The sequence below is a fragment of the Acidovorax sp. SUPP1855 genome, from assembly GCF_030158955.1.
Classification (GTDB): domain Bacteria; phylum Pseudomonadota; class Gammaproteobacteria; order Burkholderiales; family Burkholderiaceae_C; genus Paracidovorax.
In genome coordinates this window covers 54,938-74,012 of sequence record NZ_BQXI01000009.1, presented here as the reverse complement: position 1 = coordinate 74,012, position 19,075 = coordinate 54,938, and the positions used below count along the sequence as shown (strand labels likewise).

At 69.8% G+C, this 19,075-nt stretch carries 16 protein-coding genes; 11 read left to right on the top strand and 5 right to left on the bottom strand.

Features of this window, described 5'->3' with window-relative positions:
• Positions 1–57 precede the first annotated feature (57 nt).
• From AVMA1855_RS10145 to AVMA1855_RS10135, 3 genes are all read left to right on the top strand, one after another.
• Complete coding sequence (locus tag AVMA1855_RS10145; RefSeq protein ID WP_284425611.1) at positions 58–618, top strand: sugar O-acetyltransferase; 561 nt, start codon at positions 58–60, stop codon at positions 616–618.
• 77 nt (positions 619–695) lie between these two features.
• The gene (locus tag AVMA1855_RS10140; RefSeq protein WP_284425610.1) at positions 696–1,157 is read left to right on the top strand and encodes an Rrf2 family transcriptional regulator; all 462 of its coding nucleotides are present in this window, start codon (positions 696–698) and stop codon (positions 1,155–1,157) included.
• A complete protein-coding gene (locus AVMA1855_RS10135; protein ID WP_284425609.1) occupies positions 1,147–2,067 on the top strand; it encodes an NAD(P)/FAD-dependent oxidoreductase in 921 nt (306 codons plus the stop codon). The genes AVMA1855_RS10140 and AVMA1855_RS10135 overlap by 11 nt, the downstream gene beginning before the upstream one ends.
• Positions 2,068–2,199: 132 nt before the next feature.
• Here AVMA1855_RS10135 and AVMA1855_RS10130 read toward each other — a convergent pair whose 3' ends face one another.
• Together AVMA1855_RS10130 and AVMA1855_RS10125 are read right to left on the bottom strand one after the other, a co-directional pair.
• On the bottom strand, positions 2,200–2,352 hold the full coding sequence (locus tag AVMA1855_RS10130) for a hypothetical protein (RefSeq protein WP_272569550.1): 153 nt from the start codon (positions 2,350–2,352) through the stop codon (positions 2,200–2,202).
• Between the two features lie 254 nt (positions 2,353–2,606).
• Positions 2,607–4,442: an ABC transporter ATP-binding protein gene (locus AVMA1855_RS10125; protein ID WP_284425608.1), complete on the bottom strand. Its 1,836-nt coding sequence runs from the start codon at positions 4,440–4,442 to the stop codon at positions 2,607–2,609.
• A 244-nt stretch (positions 4,443–4,686) separates the two neighbouring features.
• Here AVMA1855_RS10125 and AVMA1855_RS10120 point away from each other — a divergent pair, with 244 nt between their 5' ends.
• Entirely contained in the window at positions 4,687–5,952 is a 1,266-nt protein-coding gene (locus AVMA1855_RS10120) for an SLC13 family permease (RefSeq protein WP_284425607.1), read from the top strand.
• 41 nt (positions 5,953–5,993) lie between these two features.
• Here AVMA1855_RS10120 and AVMA1855_RS10115 read toward each other — a convergent pair whose 3' ends face one another.
• Complete coding sequence (locus tag AVMA1855_RS10115) at positions 5,994–6,665, bottom strand: hypothetical protein (RefSeq protein ID WP_284404359.1); 672 nt, start codon at positions 6,663–6,665, stop codon at positions 5,994–5,996.
• A 177-nt stretch (positions 6,666–6,842) separates the two neighbouring features.
• Between AVMA1855_RS10115 and AVMA1855_RS10110 the strand changes: the two genes are divergently transcribed.
• From AVMA1855_RS10110 to AVMA1855_RS10100, 3 genes are all read left to right on the top strand, one after another.
• The gene (locus AVMA1855_RS10110) at positions 6,843–7,142 is read left to right on the top strand and encodes an iron uptake protein (RefSeq protein ID WP_272569545.1); all 300 of its coding nucleotides are present in this window, start codon (positions 6,843–6,845) and stop codon (positions 7,140–7,142) included.
• 86 nt (positions 7,143–7,228) lie between these two features.
• The gene (locus AVMA1855_RS10105) at positions 7,229–8,911 is read left to right on the top strand and encodes a PepSY-associated TM helix domain-containing protein (RefSeq protein WP_284425606.1); all 1,683 of its coding nucleotides are present in this window, start codon (positions 7,229–7,231) and stop codon (positions 8,909–8,911) included.
• A complete protein-coding gene (locus AVMA1855_RS10100) occupies positions 8,904–9,248 on the top strand; it encodes a DUF3325 domain-containing protein (protein ID WP_284425605.1) in 345 nt (114 codons plus the stop codon). The genes AVMA1855_RS10105 and AVMA1855_RS10100 overlap by 8 nt, the downstream gene beginning before the upstream one ends.
• Positions 9,249–9,467: 219 nt before the next feature.
• Here AVMA1855_RS10100 and AVMA1855_RS10095 read toward each other — a convergent pair whose 3' ends face one another.
• Positions 9,468–9,866 (bottom strand): VOC family protein, encoded by a 399-nt coding sequence (locus AVMA1855_RS10095; protein WP_284425604.1) that lies wholly within the window; start codon positions 9,864–9,866, stop codon positions 9,468–9,470.
• A 60-nt stretch (positions 9,867–9,926) separates the two neighbouring features.
• The gene (locus tag AVMA1855_RS10090; RefSeq protein ID WP_284425603.1) at positions 9,927–10,397 is read right to left on the bottom strand and encodes a CopD family protein; all 471 of its coding nucleotides are present in this window, start codon (positions 10,395–10,397) and stop codon (positions 9,927–9,929) included.
• Positions 10,398–10,637: 240 nt separating this feature from the next.
• Here AVMA1855_RS10090 and AVMA1855_RS10085 point away from each other — a divergent pair, with 240 nt between their 5' ends.
• The 4 genes from AVMA1855_RS10085 (at position 10,638) to AVMA1855_RS10070 (ending at position 19,069) form a co-directional block, all read left to right on the top strand.
• Positions 10,638–13,790 carry a bifunctional diguanylate cyclase/phosphodiesterase gene (locus AVMA1855_RS10085; RefSeq protein WP_284425602.1) on the top strand — a complete coding sequence of 1,051 codons (3,153 nt, stop codon included), beginning with the start codon at positions 10,638–10,640 and terminating at the stop codon, positions 13,788–13,790.
• Positions 13,791–13,866: 76 nt separating this feature from the next.
• Positions 13,867–14,199: a YnfA family protein gene (locus tag AVMA1855_RS10080; protein WP_272569537.1), complete on the top strand. Its 333-nt coding sequence runs from the start codon at positions 13,867–13,869 to the stop codon at positions 14,197–14,199.
• Between the two features lie 210 nt (positions 14,200–14,409).
• Positions 14,410–17,934, top strand: coding sequence for a chromosome segregation protein SMC (gene smc, locus AVMA1855_RS10075; RefSeq protein WP_272569535.1), 3,525 nt, complete (start codon positions 14,410–14,412; stop codon positions 17,932–17,934).
• 28 nt (positions 17,935–17,962) lie between these two features.
• Entirely contained in the window at positions 17,963–19,069 is a 1,107-nt protein-coding gene (locus AVMA1855_RS10070) for a cell division protein FtsZ (protein ID WP_284425601.1), read from the top strand.
• Positions 19,070–19,075 lie beyond the last annotated feature (6 nt).

Sequence of the window (19,075 nt, the reverse complement as noted above, 5' to 3'; positions counted from 1 at the left end):
CCTTCACGGGGTCGCCCGGGCGACCGCCTGCGCCCGCGGCGCCTTCACAATGGCCAGATGACCTCACAGAAAGAACACATGCTGGCCGGCCGGCTCTACCACGCCGGCGATCCCGAACTCCAGGCCGACATAGCGGCCAACAAACGCTGGCTCGTGCGCTACAACGCGGCGCTGGCCGCAGACCCCGCCGAGCGGCGCGCGCTGCTGGCCGAGCACCTGGGCTCGGTGGGCGAGGGGGCCGTGGTGCGTCCGCCGTTCCACTGCGACTACGGCTTCAACATCCACCTGGGCACGGGGGTGTTCCTCAACTTCAACTGCGTGATCCTGGATGTGGTCGAGGTGCGCATCGGTGACGGCACGCAGATCGGGCCGGGCGTGCAACTGCTCGCGGCGGACCACCCGCGGTCGCCGCAGGAGCGGGCCCAGGGCCTGGAGTTCGGCCGCCCGGTGAGCATCGGCCGCAACGTGTGGGTCGGTGCCGGCGCCCTGGTGATGCCCGGCGTGACGGTGGGCGACGACGCGATCATCGGCGCGGGCAGCGTCGTCACGCGCGATGTGCCTGCCGGCGCCACCGTAGTGGGCAACCCGGCCAGGGTGCTGCCGCCGCGCCAGGGCTGAAACACCGGCGCGGGGAGACGCCCGCCTCGCATGCCCCTTCGCTTGCCAGATCTTTTTCATGCAACTAATAATGTTGCATGAAACAAGACAGCAAGCTATCCGGCGTTCTCCACGTGCTGCTGCACATGGCCGAGAACGACACCCCGTCCACCTCCGAATCGCTGGCGCAGGCCATGCACACGCATCCCGTCGTCGTGCGGCGGGTGATGGCGGGCCTGCGCGAGGCGGGCTTCGTCGCCTCGGCCAAGGGCCATGGCGGCGGGTGGGTGCTGTCGTGCCCGCTGGAGGAGGTGAGCCTGGCCGACATCCACCGCGCCGTGGGCGAGCCGCCGTTCTTGGCAGTCGGCCACCGCACCGAGCGCCCGGAATGCCTGGTGGAGCAGGCGGTGAACGCCGCGCTCGACGGCACCTACCGCGAGGCCGAGGCGCTGATGCTGGCGCGCCTGGAGCAGATCACCCTGGCCGATCTGTCGCGCGACTTCCACCGCCGCTTTGCCCAGAGTGGCCTGTCGATGAAGGAGGTGTCCCATGCGGTTTGATGCCTTGGTCATCGGCGGCAGCTTTGCCGGGCTGTCCGCCGCCATGCAGATCGCCCGCGCCCGGCGCAGCGTGTGCGTGGTGGATGCAGGCGCTCCGCGCAACCGCTTCGCGGCGGCATCACACGGGTTCTTCGGCCAGGACGGCGAGCGGTCGCAGGACATGATCGCGCTGGCGCGCCGCCAGCTCCTGGCCTATCCGTCCGTCACGTTCAAGGCGGGAACGGCGACGCAGGCGCGCGCCACGGGCCCGGTGGCCGAAGGCGATGATGGTGAATTCGCCGTGACGCTGGATTCGGGCGAGTCGCTGGCCGCCCGCAAGCTGCTGCTGGCCACCGGCGTGCGGGACGAACTGCCCGCCGTCGACGGCCTGCGCGAGCGCTGGGGTGCCACCGTGCTGCATTGCCCGTACTGCCACGGCTACGAGGTCGGTGGCCGACCGCTGGGCACGCTGTACGCCGCGCCCGCTTCGGTGCACCACGCGCTGCTCGTGGCCGACTGGGGCCCGATGACGCTGTTCCTGAATGGCCATGATGCGCCCGATGCCGAATCGCTGGCGCAACTGGCTGCCCGCGGCATTGCCCTCGAGCCGGCGCGCATTGCGGGCGTGGAAGGGGGTGCGCCCGCCTTGTCGGGCGTGCGCCTGGAAGATGGCCGCCGGGTGCCGATCGAGGCCCTGTTCGTACCGCCGCGCACGCACATGGCCAGCCCGCTGGCCGAGCAACTGGGCTGCGCCTTCGATGAGGGGCCGGCCGGCCTGGTGATCCGCACCGATGCCACGCAGCAGACCACGGTGCCCGGTGTGTTCGCCGCGGGAGACGCGGCCATGCCGGGCCACAACGCGACGCTGGCATCCGCCAACGGGCTGATGGCGGGCGTGTGGCTGCACAAGGCGCTGGTGTTCGGGACGTGATGCCCGGGCGCCGGAGGACGGCCTGAAAGCGTGGGAAGTTAGAAGGGAGGAAGGGGAGTGCGGCGGCGCTGTGGCGGCCGTCTCGCCATGGCTGCAAGGCCCCGCTGCCGCAGCGCGGGGCCGCCGCGCCGCTCAGAGAATGATCTTGAGCAGCACGAAAACGACGACGCCGGCGCCCACGCACATGAGCACGCGCTTGCCCTGCGGCATGGGGTTTTTCTTGAGCGAAAAATAGGTGCCGACGCCTGCGCCGATCGAGATGCCGAGAATGGATGCAACGGACATGGGATTCCCTCTGAAGAGTGATGAATGGGTAGGAAGGGGAGGGAAGGGGAGGGAAGGGGAGGGAAGGTGCGGCCTGCGGGGTCAACCGCATTGCGCTGGGAAAGGCGCGAGTCTAAAGAGCACGGCGCCGCCGACCTGTAACCTCCGGTAATGCGCTCGGACATGGTTGCCAGATTGCTATATGAATGATAGCTATCTGCCGGCGTGGAATCTGCGCCGGGGCCCTGCCGAGGCAAGGCCCCGGCGCGCCGCGTTCAGTCCTCTTCCGACTCGCCCAGGAATCCGCCGCTCTGGTGGCCCCAGAGTCGGGCATACACACCGCCCTGTGCCAGCAGCTGCGCGTGCGTGCCTTCTTCGATGACCTGCCCGGCATCCAGCACGATGAGGCGGTCCATCGCGGCGATGGTGGACAGGCGGTGGGCGATGGCGATCACCGTCTTGCCCTGCATCAGCCCGTCCAGGCTCTGCTGGATGGCGGCCTCGACCTCGGAGTCCAGCGCGCTGGTGGCCTCGTCCAGCAGCAGGATGGGCGCATCCTTGAGCATCACCCGCGCGAGGGCCACGCGCTGGCGCTGGCCGCCCGAGAGCTTCACGCCGCGCTCGCCCACGTGGGCGTCGTAGCCGCGACGGCCCTGCAGGTCGGTCAGCGTGTCGATGAAGTCCGCGGCCTGAGCCCGCAGGGCCGCCGCGTGCAGGTCCTGCTCGCTCGCGTCGGGCCGGCCGTAGAGGATGTTGTCGCGCATCGAGCGGTGCAGCAGGGAGGTGTCCTGCGTGACCATGCCGATCGCCTGGCGCAGGCTGTCCTGTGTCACGTGGGCGATGTCCTGGCCGTCGATCAGCACACGGCCGGTCTGCACGTCGTGAAAGCGCAGCAGCAGGTTCACCAGCGTCGATTTGCCGGCGCCCGAACGGCCGATCAGGCCGATCTTCTCGCCCGGCCGGATGGTGAGGTTCAAGCGGTCGATGACCGGCTTGCCGCCCTGGTAGGCGAAGGTCACGTTGTCGAACCGCACCTCGCCGCGCGGCACGGCCAGGGGGCGCGCATCGGGCGCGTCCACCACCGTGCGTGGCCGGGTGAGGGTGTTGATGCCGTCCTGGATGGTGCCCACGCTCTCGAACAGCGTGGTCATCTCCCACATCACCCAGTGGGCGTGGCCCGACACGCGCAGCGCCATCGCGGTGACGGCCGCCACTGCGCCCGCGCCCACCTGGCCCAGCGACCACAGCCACAGGGCCGTGCCGCAGGCGCCCATCATCATGGCCACCACCAGAATGTGGTTCACGATCTCGAACCGGCTCACCAGGCGCATCTGCGCGTAGCCCGTGTGCTTGAACGCATCCATGGCCGCGCGGGCGAACTCGGCCTCGCGCCGGGTGTGCGAGAACAGCTTGACGGTGGCGATGTTGGTGTAGGCGTCGGTGATGCGCCCGGTCATCACCGACCGTGCGTCGGCCTGCGCCTTGCCCACCTGGCCCAGGCGCGGCACGAAGTACCAGCAGGCCAGGCCGTAGCAGACGATCCACAGCAGAAAGGGCACCAGCAGCCGCAGGTCGAAGCCGGCGGCCAGCAGCAGGATGGTGAACAGGTACACCCCCATGCCGATCACCACGTCGGTCGTGGTGAAGATCATGTCGCGCACGGCCAGGGCCGTCTGCATGATCTTGGTGGTGATGCGGCCCGCGAACTCGTCGGCATAGAAGGCCATGCTCTGGCCCAGCATCAGCCGGTGGAAGTTCCAGCGCAGGCGCAGCGGGAAATTGATGGCCAGTGTCTGGTGCTTGACGCTGGTCTGCACCGCCACCAGCACGATGCTGCCCAGCAGCATGCCGATCACCAGCGCCAGCGTGCCCCGGCGCTCGGCCCACAGCGCCGCGGGGCTGACCTGGATAAGCCAGTCCACCACATGGCCCAGCACGGCGAACAGCAGGGCCTCGTACACCGCGATGGCGGCCGACAGGCCCGCCATCATCACCACGTAGCGGCGCAGCCCGCGTGTGCCGGACCACACGAAGGCCATGAAATCCTTGGGGGGCAGGGTGGGTTCGTTGCCGGGGTAGGGGGGCAGTCGCTTTTCGAAAAACTCAAACACAGGCTCAACTCCTTGGGCCGCCATCGTAAGGGGCGGCGGCCCGCCGTGTGCCCGCGGGGTCTTGGTGCGGCCGTTTCGCCATCCCGATCCTTCGATCGTGTCCGACGTGTTGCGCCTCGGGCCGCTGCATAGAATCCCCCCGCAGGGCGGCCGGGGCGAACGGCAGGCGCGCCGCCCGTGTCCTGGGCGCTCTTTCTTTTGCCCTCTTTCCTGCCGTCGATCAATCTTTGGAAAAAAGGCTTTCATGCTTGCACCGCAGCAGTGGATTTGGGGCGTGGTCGCCGTGGCGACCAGTGCGGTCATCCTTCGCCCCTGGCGCCTGCCCGAAGCGGTTTGGGCCGTGGCGGGTGCCCTGGCGCTGGTGGGTTTCGGGCTGCTGCCGGCCAGCCAGGCCTGGAAGGGCGTGCTGCGCGGCGAAGACGTGTACCTGTTCCTGGCCGGGATGATGCTGCTGTCCGAGATGGCGCGCCGCGAAGGCGTGTTCGACTGGCTGGCGGCGCTGGCGGCCCGCCGTGCCGGCGGTTCGGGCAGCCGGCTTTTCACCTGGGTCTATCTGGTGGGTACGCTGGTCACGGTGTTCCTGTCCAACGATGCGACCGCGGTGGTGCTGACCCCTGCGGTGTTCGCCGTGGCCCGCGCGGTGGGCGCCTCGCCGCTGCCCTACCTGTTCATCTGCGCCTTCGTCGCCAATGCGGCGAGCTTCGTGCTGCCCATCTCCAACCCGGCCAATCTGGTGCTTTGGGGCGGGCACATGCCGCCGCTGCCGCAGTGGCTGGCGCTGTTCGCGCTGCCTTCGCTGGCGTCCATCGCCGCGACCTTCCTGGCGCTGCGGTTCGCGCTGCGCCACCGCATAGACGCCACGATCCGCACCGAAGTGCCTCCCAGTCCCTTGAGCCGGGGCGGCGCCCTGGCGGCCGCCGGTCTGGCCGTGTCGGTGGTGGTGCTGGTGGCCTGCGCGTGGCTGCGGGTGCCGCTGGGCTGGCCCACGCTGGGAGCGGCCCTGGTGACCTTGGCGCTGCTGCGCATCGGGTGCGGCAGCGCTGTCTGGCCCACGGTGCGCTCGGTGTCCTGGAGCGTTCTGCCGCTGGTGGCGGGGCTGTTCGTGTTCGTGCAGGCCCTGGAGTACACCGGCGTGGTGGGGCTGCTGGCCGATGCCTTGCGCAAGGCGGCCACGGCCTGGCCGGGCGGCGCGGACGTGGGGGTGGGCGCCTTGCTGGGCATCGCCGCCAATCTGGTCAACAACCTGCCCGCCGGCCTGCTGGCCGGGGCGGCGCTGGATGCCGCGAACGCCTCGCCGTCGATGCGGGCCGCGGCCCTGATGGGCATCGACATCGGGCCCAACCTGTCGATCACCGGTTCGCTGGCCACACTGCTGTGGCTGGCCGCATTGCGGCGTGAGGGCCAATCGGTCAGTGGCTGGCAGTTCCTGCGGCTGGGCGCCTGGGTGATGCCCCTGGGGCTGGGCGCGGCGCTGCTCACCCTGTGGATCACGCACGTCGCGCTGCGCTGACCGGCTGTGCCAAAGCGGCCCTCCGGCCGTTGCCCGAAGGCCTATCGGTACACCACCGTGATGCGCGGCACGGCCTTGACCCCGGGCTGGCGCGAGAGGAAATCCGACAGGAACGCGATCAGGCTCTTTTCGCACAGCGCCATCACGGCCGGGTCCGATGCCATGGCCGCGCCTTGCTTGGCCGCGCGCTGCGACGCCTCCTGCGTGAGGCGGATGACCGCGCCCTTGTTGTCGGTCAGCAGGCCGCCCGACAGCACGCGGTGGCGCAGCTGGCTGATGGCCGGGGTCGCCACCAGCGTCGGCTTGGCCAGGTGGATCTCGATGCCGGCCGGGGTGCTGCGCAGCTCGTAGCTCTGGGGCCGCAGGTCGTAGCCGAACGAATATTCGGCCGAGTACCAGATCGCCACCACGCCCGTGGAGGCCAGGCCCAGCACGGATTTTTCGACGATCTGGGTGGTGCCTTCCTCGCGCACCACGGTGGCCGCCATGAGCTTCATCTGCTCCGACAGCGATTGCTTGCCCACTGTGAGGTAGTCGGTGTAGCGCGTGTAGCCCAGCAACTGCTCGGTCTTCTGGCTCACCTCCTGCTGCAACTGCGCGACCTGGGCGCGTGCGGCGCGCATGCGGCCCTGCGCCACCCACCAGGCCGTGGCGGCGATGGCGGCCAGCATGGCCAGCAGCAGGGTCAGGAGGGTGAGGCGGGCACGTGACATAAGCAAGGAAGAGGCGAAGAAGGTGCGAAGAAGGCCGGGCAGGGCAAGGCGCAGAGCATAGCCGGCTGGCGCGACAGTCCGGTCCGGCAGGGTGGGCCCATGCCGCGCATGGATTTTCGGGGAAAACATCCGCAGGCATAATTGAGAACTAATCGCATTTTGAAATCAAGGCAAACGATGGCTGGCAGCACTGCAGCGTCCCGCCTGCATGTGGTCTCGCGCATCGCGGCCGGCATGCTGGGCGGCTACGCGTTCACCTGGGGGTTCATCGCGCTGTGCGTGGGCCTGGCATTCGCGGCAGGCATGCCGTTCCACGATGCCGAAGCCATGGGTTACATCGTGGGCTTCATCGTGTTTCTGGTGGCCTTCCTGTGGGCCTTTTCGGATTCCCGGCTCGGCCGCGTCTGGCTGGTGCTGGCGGGGGGCGGCGCCCTGATGGCCGGCACCGCGTCGCTGGTGCAGATGGCCCTGATCTGACCGGCCCTGTGCCGGCGGTTTTCGTGTCCGTCCCGTTGCCGTGTCGGTCCTGTCTGTGCTGTCTTTAGCGGAAAGGCATTTGTCCCGTGTTCCAGAACTTTCGGCTCACCATGGCCTGGCTGCACACCTGGTTCGGCCTGGTGCTGGGCTTCGTGCTCATGGTCGTTTTCTTCTTCGGCTCGCTGTCGGTGTTCGACCGCGAGATCGACCGCTGGGCCATTCCCGAAACCCGGTTCGCCCCGCAGCCCATGCCGTCGTTCGACCGCGTGCTGCAGCCGGCCTTCCGAACCATGACGCGGCCCGATGCCGCCAACCTCGAGGCGGCGCGCAGCCGGGTGAACGGCCCGCTGGCAGACACCTTTCCCGTGGTGAACAGCTGGGGCGCCTACACCACCCACCGCGATCCGGTGCTCGGCATGTTCGCCAGCTTCGCCCTGCCCAACGCCAAGGACGCGGACGACCAGGTCTGGGGCACGCGCACCATCGACCCGCGCAACGGCCAGCCGCTGCCGGACGACCACCTCAAGATCGGCAGCCGGTTCCTCTACCCGCTGCACTACAGCCTGCACCTGGAATGGAAGAGCCTGGGCTACTGGATCGTGGGCTTAGCCGCGCTGATGATGCTGGTGGCGCTGGTCAGCGGCGTGGTCATGCACCGCAAGATCTTCCGCGAGATGTTCACCTTCCGGCCGCGCAAGCACACCCAGCGCAGCGCCCTCGATCTGCACAACCTGACCGGCGTGGTGGCGCTGCCGTTCCATTTCATCTTCGCGCTTTCGGGTCTGGTGATCTTCGGCGGCATCTACTTTCCCGTTACCGAAACCCAGCTGCATCCGCTGCACGAACTGCATGAGCAGCACGAAGCGCTGGAGACCGGCCTGCCGGCCAAGCGCGCGGGCACGCCCGGCACGCTCGCCTCGGTGGACGCCATGGTGGCCGAGGCCCAGCGCCGCTGGGCCGCCAAGGGCATGGCGGGCGAGGTCGGCTACCTGAACGTGCAGCACGTGGGCGATGCCAATGCCTACGTGAGCGTGTTCCGCGCCGGCACCGACCGCGTCACGCTCACGGGCGAGGGCATCCACTTCAAGGGCGCCACCGGCGAGGTGCTGCGCGAAGACCCGCCGCCCACGGCGGTCGCGGGCATCAACAACTTCCTCACCGGCCTGCACCTGCAGCATTTCCGGCACTGGCTGCTGCGCTGGCTGTACGTGCTGGGTGGCCTGTCGGGCTGCGTGTGCATCGCCACCGGCTTCATCTTCTTCGTGGAAAAGCGCAAGCGCCAGCACGCCAGGCAAGGCCTCTCCGGCGCGCGCTGGGTGGACGCCTTCGCGGTGACCACCGTGACCGGCATGCTCATCGCCACCTTCGCCATGCTGATCGGCAACCGGGTGCTGCCGACCGATCTGCCGGGCCGGGGCACCTGGGAGCAATCCGTGTTCTGGGGCGCCTGGGTGCTGGCCTTCCTGCATGGCGTGTGGCGCACGGCACCGGTGGCGCAGGCCCGCATGGCGCCGGCCTGGAGCGAGCAGTGCTGGGCCGCTGCTGCGCTGGCGGTGGCGGCGGTGCTGCTGAACTGGGCGACGACCGGGGACCACCTGCTGCGCACCATCGCCAACGGCTACTGGCCCGTGGCCGGCATGGACCTGGCGCTGCTCGCCAGCGCGGCCCTCGCCGTGGTGGCCGCGCGCAGGCTTCGCCGCCGCGCGCTGGGCGCCGCCGCGCCACAGGCCCGCGCCGCGCAGGGCGTGCCGGAGGCCACCCGTGCTTGACGCGCTGCTGTTGCTGGCTGCGCTGGCCGCCAATGGGGCCGGTCTGGGCTGGCTGGCCCTGGCCATGGAGGTGCACTGGGCACAGGCACTGGGCGATGGCGTGCTGCAGCCCCGGCGCACCGTGGCGTGGCTGCGCTGGGCCGGCGTGGCCGCGCTGGCGGGATCGCTGGCCTTGTGCCTGAGCGTGGACCACGGCTCGATGGCCTCGCTGGTCTGGGTGATGGCGCTGGCGGGCGCGGCGCTGTGCATCGCCTTCACGCTGGCGTGGCGCCCGCGCGTGCTGGGTCTTCTGGTTCCGTGGGTACGAGTCCGCGGGGCAGACGCCGTCAGAGGCTGACCAGGGGCCGCAGGCTTCCTGCCTGTTTCACGCTCGCGCGCGAGCGCCGTGCAAAAAAGAAAACCCGCCGAAGCGGGTTGGAAAAGACAGCCCAGGAGGGAGGAGGAGATCAATCAAAGCGGGCTGCCTGGGTGCCATGATTGCGGCGCCAACTTAGGCGTGGCTTAAATCCTCCGGTGCTTTTCTTTCTTTCTTTCTTTTGCCTACCGGCACGCCGCGCTATCCGGCGCTTTCCCTGAACTGCACCACGTTCCCTTCCGGATCGTGCCCGTCGCAGGCCCGGAAGCCGCGGGCTTCCCACTCGCGCTGCGCGGGGCTCAGCCCTCCACCCAGTGCCACTGCGGCGTCGCGGGTGGCGGCCAGGCTGTCAACGGCAAAGAACAGCTTGACGGGCACTTCGGTTCTGCGGGCCGGGGGCGTGGACGCCGAGGCTGCCCCCGCAGCGGACCGTGCCGCTGCAGGCATGCTGTGCACCACCAGCTGGACATCGTCCGACTCCAGCACGATGTGGCCGGGCTGTCGCTCGACCAGCCGCATGGACAGCAGCACCTCGTAGAAACGGGCGACCTTGGGCAAGTCCCTGGCGAAAATCACGGCGCCGGATTTCGGTCGGCTCATCTCGGGCTCCCTCTGTGTGGTTATGGGCAGCGGCGATTGTGCCGGGCAGAGGGGCGGCTGTCACCGCACCAGGAACACCACCGCCACCACGATCACCCCCAGCGCCAGGTTGACCCCCACCCAGGTGCGGATGGATGCCAGGGCCTTGCCGCCGGCGGCCCAGTCGTTCGCCGCCACCGCGCGCTGCAGGCGCTTGAACAGCGCGAACCGCACGTGGCCGAACAGGGCCATCATCACGATGCCCAGCGTGGCCATGATCGTCCACGACAGCGGCATGGAAAACTGGCCGCCCGACTGCGCCGCTGCACGGGCGACGTTGCCGATCATCCACAGCCCGCTGGACAGCACCAGCACGACCGCCACCAGCACCGCCCCCAGAAAACGCTGCAGCACGCCGTGCATCAGCGCCACGCGGTGGGCAGGCTCCAGCGCCTGGGCCGCCGGGCGCAGGAAGAAATGGGCGAAGGCCATGCCCCCCAGCCAAACGATGATCGCCAGGACATGGATTAATTGGAGTGCGTTGTACAGCATGGGGCAACTTTCTGAGGGGTTCGGGAGCCGGGACGGGCGCCCAGGCAGGGCACCAGGGCGAGAGGATAGGGCGCCAACACCGGCGCGCGCACGGCAATGGCTATGGAAAACGGCCAAGCCATTGTTACAAAAAAGAACATCAAGGCTATTGACGCCAAAACCGACGTCGATTGTGGCTATCCTCGTGGGTTATCGTGGACGGATTCCCCGCGCCGCGCCCGGGATTTCCTCCATCTGCCCATGACGCTTCCGAAAGCACTGCGATTGCAACGCTGGCCCTGGCTGCCAGGGCTGCTCTGCGCGCTGGTCGGCACCGCCGCCAGCTGGGCGCTATGGCAGCAGCAGAGCGACTCGGTGGCGCGCATCGCACGCGAGCGGTTCACCCAGGAGGCGCGTTCGTTCACCACGGCGCTGGAGAGCCGCATCGCCTCGCACACCGAACTGGTGGTCGGCCTGCGCAGCCTGTTCCTGGTCAACCCGCGCCTGGGGCGCGCCGATTTCGAGCACGCGGCGCGCGAGCTGCGCCTTGCCCAGCACTATCCCGGCGTGAAGAACGTGGCCTTCACCCGCTTTGTGCCGCATGCCGACAAGGAGGCCTACGAGGCCCGGGTGCGGGCCGATGACCTCGCGCGAACGGGCGCCCAGTCCACGTTCGCCATCCGCCCGCCCGGCGACCGGCCGGAATACCACGTGGCCGACTACATCTGGCCCATCGCGGGCAACGAGTATGTCGTGGGCCTGGACGTCGGCTCGCTGCCGGCCACCATGGCGTCCATCCGCTACAGCCGCGACACCGGGCAAATCGTGGCCTCGGAGCCGTTCGATCTGCTGCAGGAGCGCGACAACCGCGCCGGCTTCGTGATCCGGCTGCCCGTGTTCGACGACGGCGCGGGCGGCGTGCGCCGCTACGTCGGCTCGGTGGCCGCCACGATACGGTTCTACGACATAGTGAAGGCCCTGCAGTCCGAGGGCCAGTTGCGGGGCGTGGGCATGTCGGTGCGGGACATCGGCTCGGTGCGCGATGCCTCTGCGTCCTCCGAGCGGCCGCTGCTGGCGCTGGAGAGCGGCGTGCGGCCCGCCGTGGAGCGCTACGAACGCGAGCTGCGCGTGCACGACCGGCGCTGGCGGCTCACCTTCCAGCCCCTGCAGCCCTTCCTGTCGCGCTCGGAGGCGCAGTTGCCGGCGATCATGGGCGGTGGCGGCCTGCTGGTGACGGCCCTGCTGTCCGCGCTCATCACGCTGCTGGTGCGCCGTCGCACCCAGGCCGTGAGTTTTGCCACCGCCGCCGGCTCGGCCCTGCGCGAGAGCGAAGAGCGCTTTCGCGCGCTGTTCAACCAGGCCGCCGTGGGCGTGGCGCAGGTCGAGGCCGCCAGCCGCCGCTTCGTGCGGGCCAACAGCAAGTTCTGCGACATCCTGGGCTACACCGAAGCCGAGCTGTCGGCCAAGACGGTGGGCGACATCACGCACCCCGACGATCTGGTCGCCAGCGAGTCGCTGATGCAGCAGATCGCCGCGGGGCTGATCGAGGAGTTCCGCTACGAAAAGCGCTACTTCCACAAGGACGGGCGCGTCATCTGGGCCGACCTCACGGTGTCGCCCATGCGCATGCCTGGCAACTTCGCCAACCATTCCATCGCCGTGGTGCAGGACATCACCGAGCGAAAGCAGATGGAAGAGAGCCAGCGCGACAGCGAACTGCGCCTGCGCGGCATCCTGTACCGCCTGCCCGTGGGTGTGTGCCTGGTGCGCAAGGACGGCGGGGTGAGCTTTCGCAACGAGCGCTTCGTGCAGATCTGCGGCTACACCGCCGAGGACGCCCCCACGGTGGACGACTGGTGGCGCCTGGCGTTTCCCGATGCGGCGCAGCGCGAGCAGGCCATCGCCGACTGGCTGGCCGTGTGCGCCGAGCCGCCCGGCAGGGAGGCCGTCGCGCCGCGCGAGCACGCCATCACCTGCAAGGGCGGGCAACTGCGCACGGTGGACCTGGCCGGCGTGGCGCTGGGCGACGACCGACTCATCACCGTGGTGGACATGAGCCAGCACAAGGCGGCCGAGGAAGAGATCCGCTACCTCGCCTACTACGACCCGCTCACCCAGCTGCCCAATCGCCGGCTGCTGCTCGACCGGCTGCAGCAGGCCCTGGCCGCCAGCACGCGCAGCCAGCGCTGCGGCGCGGTGCTGATGCTCGACCTGGACAACTTCAAGACCCTGAACGAAACCCAGGGCCACGAGCGCGGCGACATGCTGCTGCGCCAGGTGGCGCTGCGGCTGCGCGACTGCGTGCGGACCGAAGACACCGTGGCGCGCCATGGCGGCGACGAGTTCGTCGTGGTGCTGGAAGACCTGGGCGACAGCCCCGAAGACGCCGCCGCGCGGGCGGAAGAGATGGGCCAGAAGATCCTGGCGGCCCTGCGCCGCCCGTTCGTGCTGGAGGGCGAGGCCCACCACAGCACGCTCAGCATGGGCGTGACCATCTTCCAGGGCGTGCGCGAGACGGTGGACGAACTGCTGCAGCGCGCCGATCTGGCCATGTACCAGGCCAAGGCCGGCGGGCGCAACAGCCTGCAGTTCTACGATCCGCAGATGCAGGCGTCGGTGGCGGCCCGCGCGGCCCTCGAATCGGACCTGCGCGAGGGCATCGCGCTCCAGCAGTTCGAGCTGTTCTACCAGCCGCAGATGGACAACGGCCGCATCACCGGCGCCGAGGCGCTGCTGCGCTGGCGCCACCCGGTGCGCGGCTTCGTCTCGCCGGCCGATTTCATTCCCCTGACCGAAGAGACCGGACTCATCCTGCCGCTGGGCGAATGGGTGCTGCAGGCGGCGTGCGCGCAGCTGGCGCGGTGGGCGCAGCGGCCGGCGCTTTCGCACCTGGACCTGTCGGTCAACGTGAGCGCGCGCCAGTTCCACCAGAGCGGCTTCGTGGGCCAGGTGCTGGCGGCGCTGGCGAGCACCGGCGCCGATGGCCGCCGTCTCAAGCTGGAGATGACCGAAAGCCTGCTGCTGCAGGACGTGGAGGACACCATCGACAAGATGGCCCAGCTGCGCGCCTATGGCGTGGGTTTTTCGCTCGACGATTTCGGCACGGGCTACTCCTCGCTCGCCTACCTCAAGCGCCTGCCGCTGGACGAGTTGAAGATCGACCAGAGCTTCGTGCGCGACGTGCTCACCGACCCCAACGACGCCGCCATCGCGCGCACCATCGTCGCCCTGGGCACCAGCCTGGGCCTGCGCGTGATCGCCGAGGGCGTGGAGACCGAGGCGCAGCGCGCCTTCCTGGCGCGCAACCAGTGCTACGTGTGGCAGGGCTACCTGCTCAGCCCGCCGCTGCCGGTGGACGGCTTCGAACTCCTGGTGATCGACCACGCCGCGGGCCAGAGCCCGCTGATCGTGTGATGGGCACCGGCCGGCGCCCGCCGCGCGGCAACTTCTGCGGGCGCGCCGGCCCCTGCCGATCGTTCCGAGCCCTCCCATGTTCGAGCTGAAAACCCTGGCGCTGTACGCCGTCACCGCGCTGGCGGAGATCGTGGGCTGCTACCTGCCGTGGCTGTGGCTGCGCCAGGGCGCGAGCCCCTGGCTGCTGGTGCCGGCCGCCGCCTGCCTGGCGCTGTTCGCCTGGCTGCTCACCCTGCATCCGGCCGCGGCCGGGCGGGTGTATGCGGCCTATGGCGGCGTCTACGTGGCGGTGGCCATCGGCTGGCTCTGGGCGGTGGACGGCGTGCGCCCCACCGCGTGGGACCTGGCGGGCGTGGCCGTCACCCTGGCCGGCATGGCGATCATCGCCTTCGCGCCCCGCGCTGGCTGATGCTACTTTTTTGATAGCTATATGCCCTAGTACTGATTGTGCTGGAGGCCTTTTTGGCTCTAAGCGGCGGCGGCTGTAGGAGCGGGCCGTTTCCCTGGCAGCCGCGCCACCCCGGCACGGTATCATCCGGGGCTTGGCCACGCTGGCCCGCCCGGCGGCGCGGCCGCGCCGTTTTGAGCGCTTCAACGCCCCCAGCCCGCCCACAGACCCGTGCGTCTCAACTCCATCAAACTCGCCGGCTTCAAGTCGTTCGCAGAACCCACCAACTTCATGCTGCCGGGCCAACTGGTGGGCGTGGTGGGCCCGAACGGCTGCGGCAAGTCCAACATCATGGATGCGGTGCGCTGGGTGCTGGGGGAGTCCAAGGCCAGCGAGTTGCGCGGCGAGTCCATGCAGGACGTGATCTTCAGCGGCACCACCAGCCGCAAGCAGGCCAGCCGCGCCAGCGTGGAGCTGGTCTTCGACAACGCCGACCACCGCGCCGGCGGGCAGTGGAACCAGTACGGCGAGATCGCCGTCAAGCGCGTGCTCACCCGCGACGGCAACAGCAGCTACTTCATCAACAACCAGCCCGTGCGCCGGCGCGACGTGCAGGATGTGTTCCTGGGCACGGGCCTGGGGCCGCGGGCCTACGCCATCATCGGCCAGGGCACCATCAGCCGCATCATCGAGTCGCGCCCCGAAGAACTGCGCCTGTTCCTGGAAGAGGCCGCAGGCGTCTCCAAGTACAAGGAGCGCCGCCGCGAGACCGAGAACCGGCTGTCGGACACGCGCGAGAACCTCACGCGGGTCGAAGACATTTTGCGCGAGCTGAACGCCAACCTGGAGCGCCTGGAAAAGCAGGCCGAGGTGGCCGCCCGCTACAACGCGTTGCAGGCCGACGTCACCCTCAAGCAGCACCAGTTGTGGTTCTTGAAGCGCGCCGATGCCGAGGCCGAGCAGGCCAAGGTGCGCGCCGACGGCCTGCAGGCCGTGAACGACCTCGAATCGCGCATGGCCGACCTGCGCTCGGTCGAATCTGACCTCGAAACCATCCGCCAGGCGCACTACGCCGCGGGCGACCACGTCAACCAGGCCCAGGGCAAGCTCTACGAGGCCACGGCCGAAGTGGGCCGCCTGGAGGCCGAAATCCGGTACGTGGTCGAAGGCCGCCAGCGCGTGGAATTGCGCCTCGCCCAGCTTGCCGAGCAGATCGCGCAGTGGTCGGCCCGCAAGGAAGAGGCCGAACACGAGATGGAGAACCTCGCCGGTGCCGGCGTGGACGCCGACGAGCGTGCCGAACTGCTGGCTGCCCAGGTCGAGGAACAGGCCCTGCAGCTGCCCGACCTCGAAGAGGCGCTGCGCCAGGGGCAGCAGCGCGCCAACGAGCAGCGCGGCGCCGTGGTGCAGGTGCAGCAGCAGATCGGCGTGCTGGCCGCCGAGCAGCGCAGCATCGACGAGCAAAGCCGCCAGCTCGATGCCCGCCACGAACGCCTGCGCACCGATCGCAACGCGCTGGCCGCGCCCGACGAGGCCCGGCTGGTCAACCTGCGCGGCCAGCTCGATGCCGCCCAGGAGGGCGCCGAAATGGCCGAGGCCAGGCTGGCCGAACTGCAGGAGTCCGTGCCGCAGCTGGACGAAGACCGCCGCACCCGCCAGCAGGCTGTGAACGTGGAAAGCGCCCGCCAGGCTGACCTGTCGGCGCGCATGGAGGCGCTGAAGGCGCTGCAGGAAAAGGTCAAGACCGATGGCAAGCTGCAGCCCTGGCTGGCGCGCCACGGCCTCGACGGCCTGCAGGGCCTGTGGAGCCGCATTCACATCGAGCCCGGCTGGGAGAACGCGCTGGAGGCCGCGCTGCGCGAGCGCCTGGGCGCCCTCGAAGTCAGCCGGCTGGACAGCGTGCGCGGCTTTCTCGGCGCGGGCGGCAACGATGCGCCCCCGGCCCGCCTGGCCTTCTACACCGCGCCGCCCGCCGGCATCCCCGAGCCCACCGGCGCCGCCACCCGCCTGTCCGACCTGCTGCGCCTGGGCGATGCCGGCCTGCGCGCCGTGCTCACCGACTGGCTGCAGGGCTGCTACACCGCGCAGACGCTCGACGAGGCCCTGAACCGCCGCCCCACGCTGCAGCCCGGCGAGGTGGTCTACGTGCCCACGGGCCATGCGGTCAGCGCGCACAGCGTGAGCTTTTATGCCCAGGACTCCGAGCAGTCCGGCCTGCTGGCCCGCGCGCAGGAGATCGAGCACCTCGAAAAGGAACTGCGCGCCCAGGCCCTCATCAGCGACGAGTCGCGCACGGCCCTGGTGCGCGCCGAGTCGGCCTACGCGGACGCCTCGCAGCGCCTCGTGGCCGCGCGCCGCGAAGCCAGCGAGGCGCAAAGCCGCGCCCACGAACTGCAGGTGGAAACGCTGCGCCTGACCCAGCTGGCCGACCAGGCCCGCGCGCGCAGCGAGCAGATCGGCGCCGACCTGGCCGAGGTCGAGGCGCAGCTGGCCGACCTGCAGGAGCGCCGCGTGACGGCCGAGGCGCGCTTCGAAGAGCTGGACATGCAGCTGGCCGACAGCCAGGAGCGCCACGCGCAGCTGGACGAGCGCGTGATCGCCGCCGAGCGCAAGCTCGCCGAATGCCGCGAGCAGCAGCGCAGCCTGGAGCGCCAGGCGCAGGAGGCCACGTTCTCCCGCCGCAGCCTGGAGGCGCGCCGCGCCGAACTCGCCCGCACGCTGGACACGGCGGGCAGCCAGACCCGCGCGCTGGCCGACGAGCAGCAGCGCGCCCGCGACGAGATGGCGCGACTGTCCGACGCCGCGGCGCAGGGCGGCCTGCAGCAAGCGCTGGACCTCAAGATGGAGCGCGAGAAAGCCCTGGGCGCCCAGCGCAGCGAATACGACGACCTCACCGCCAAGCTGCGCGCGAGCGACGAGCGCCGCATGCAGCTGGAACGCGCGCTCGATCCGCTGCGCGCCCGCATCACCGAATTCCAGCTCAAGGAGCAGGCCGCGCGCCTGGGCCTGGAGCAGTACACCACGCTGCTGGCCGACGCGCAGGCCGACCTGGAGGCGGTGGCGCAGTCCATCGAGGCCGGCGGCGTGCGCTCGGCCGGCCTGCAAAGCGAGATCGACCGCCTGCACCGCGAGATCGCGGCGCTGGGCGCCGTCAACCTCGCCGCGCTGGAGGAACTGAACCTCGCGCGCGAGCGCAAGACCTTCCTCGACTCGCAGACCGCCGACCTGACCGAGGCCATGAACACGCTGGAGGACGCGATCCGCAAGATCGACGCCGAAACCCGCGAACTGCTCTCGGGCACCTTCGAGACGGTGAACGGCCATTTCGGGCGCATGTTTCCCGAGCTGTTCGGCGGCGGCAATGCGCGCCTCATCATCACCGGCGACGAAATCCTCGACTCCGGCGTGCAGGTGATGGCGCAGCCGCCGGGCAAGAAGAACCAGACCATCCACCTGCTGTCGGGCGGCGAGAAGGCCCTGACCGCCATCGCGCTCGTCTTCGCCATCTTCCAGCTCAACCCCGCACCGTTCTGCCTGCTGGACGAGGTGGACGCGCCGCTGGACGATGCCAACACCGAACGCTATGCCAAGCTCGTGTCCAGCATGAGCAGCGGCACGCAGTTCCTTTTCATCAGCCACAACAAGATCGCCATGGAAATGGCCGAACAACTGATCGGCGTGACCATGCAGGAGCAGGGCGTCTCGCGTATCGTGGCCGTGGACATGGAGTCCGCGCTGTCCATGGCCGATGCCTGAACCCCCAGAAGCCGCACGTTTTTTCACCATGAGCAACTTCCAACTTGGCCTCATCATCGCGGGCGGCGTCGTTCTGGCGGCCATCGTCGCCTTCAACGCCTGGTCCGCCCACCGCAACGCCCCCAAGCGCGCGAAACCGCCCGAGCCCGACGGCGCGGCCGAGCCCGCGCTGCGCCAGGAGCCCGCCTTCGATGCCGGCGGCGCCCCGGTGGAGGGTGCCGACGCGCCCGGCGCGGGCACGGACCCGTCCTTCGACGGCCACACCGTCGACCTGCGCGATGCGATGCAGCTGCCCGTGCCGCCCTCCGAGCGCCGCGGCGGGCTGGACCCGCTGATCGACGCCATCGCCCCGCTGGTGGCCGAGCAGATCGTCTCGGGCGACGCGGCCCTGGCGGCCCTGCCGCCCACGCGCCGCGCGGGCAGCAAGGCCTTCGCCATCGAGGGCTTCAACGAATCCACCCAGCAGTGGGAAACGCCCGTGGCCGGCCAGCGCTACAGCCACTTCCAGGCCGGTGTGCAGCTGGCCAACCGCGTGGGTGCGCTCAACGAGATCGAGTTTTCTGAGTTCGTGGTCAAGGCCCAGGGCTTCGCCGACGCCATCAACGCCGCGGCCGACTTTCCCGACATGCTGCACGAGGTGGCCCGCGCCCGCGAGCTGGACCAGTTCGCGGGCGACCACGACGCGCAGCTGGCTTTCGTGCTGCGTGCGCGGCATGCGGCCTGGAGCCCCGGCTACGTGCAGCAGAACGCCGTGCGCCTGGGGTTCACGCCGGGCGCCATTCCCGGCCGGCTGGTGCTGCCCGCGAGCGGCCCGGGCCTGCCGCCGGTGCTCACCCTGGCCTACGACACGCAGTTCGCCCTGTCCGACGACCCGGAGCAGTCGGCCATCCGCGACATCACGCTGAGCCTGGACGTGGCCCAGGTGCACCGCTCCGAGCAGCCGTTCGCGCGCCTGCGCGAGGTGGCCGCCGCCCTGGGCGAGGCCATGGACGGCGCGCTGTGCGACCAGAACGGCACGCCGCTGCCCGCCATGACCATGGACCCCATCGCCGCCGACCTGGAGCTGCTGTACGACAAGCTGGACAGCCGCGAGTTGTCGGCCGGCTCGCTGCTGGCGCGCCGCCTGTTCAGCTGAGTGGCC

Bases quoted from the DNA above. Each gene is read 5' to 3' on its own strand.
- AVMA1855_RS10120 (WP_284425607.1), top strand. From the start codon at position 4,687: ATGCTTGCACCGCAGCAGTGGATTTGGGGCGTGGTCGCCGTGGCGACC.
- AVMA1855_RS10070 (WP_284425601.1), top strand. From the start codon at position 17,963: ATGAGCAACTTCCAACTTGGCCTCATCATCGCGGGCGGCGTCGTTCTG.
- AVMA1855_RS10080 (WP_272569537.1), top strand. From the start codon at position 13,867: ATGTTCGAGCTGAAAACCCTGGCGCTGTACGCCGTCACCGCGCTGGCG.
- AVMA1855_RS10130 (WP_272569550.1), bottom strand. From the start codon at position 2,352: ATGTCCGTTGCATCCATTCTCGGCATCTCGATCGGCGCAGGCGTCGGC.
- AVMA1855_RS10085 (WP_284425602.1), top strand. From the start codon at position 10,638: ATGACGCTTCCGAAAGCACTGCGATTGCAACGCTGGCCCTGGCTGCCA.
- AVMA1855_RS10115 (WP_284404359.1), bottom strand. From the start codon at position 6,665: ATGTCACGTGCCCGCCTCACCCTCCTGACCCTGCTGCTGGCCATGCTG.
- AVMA1855_RS10090 (WP_284425603.1), bottom strand. From the start codon at position 10,397: ATGCTGTACAACGCACTCCAATTAATCCATGTCCTGGCGATCATCGTT.
- AVMA1855_RS10110 (WP_272569545.1), top strand. From the start codon at position 6,843: ATGGCTGGCAGCACTGCAGCGTCCCGCCTGCATGTGGTCTCGCGCATC.
- AVMA1855_RS10135 (WP_284425609.1), top strand. From the start codon at position 1,147: ATGCGGTTTGATGCCTTGGTCATCGGCGGCAGCTTTGCCGGGCTGTCC.
- AVMA1855_RS10145 (WP_284425611.1), top strand. From the start codon at position 58: ATGACCTCACAGAAAGAACACATGCTGGCCGGCCGGCTCTACCACGCC.
- AVMA1855_RS10095 (WP_284425604.1), bottom strand. From the start codon at position 9,866: ATGAGCCGACCGAAATCCGGCGCCGTGATTTTCGCCAGGGACTTGCCC.
- AVMA1855_RS10140 (WP_284425610.1), top strand. From the start codon at position 696: ATGAAACAAGACAGCAAGCTATCCGGCGTTCTCCACGTGCTGCTGCAC.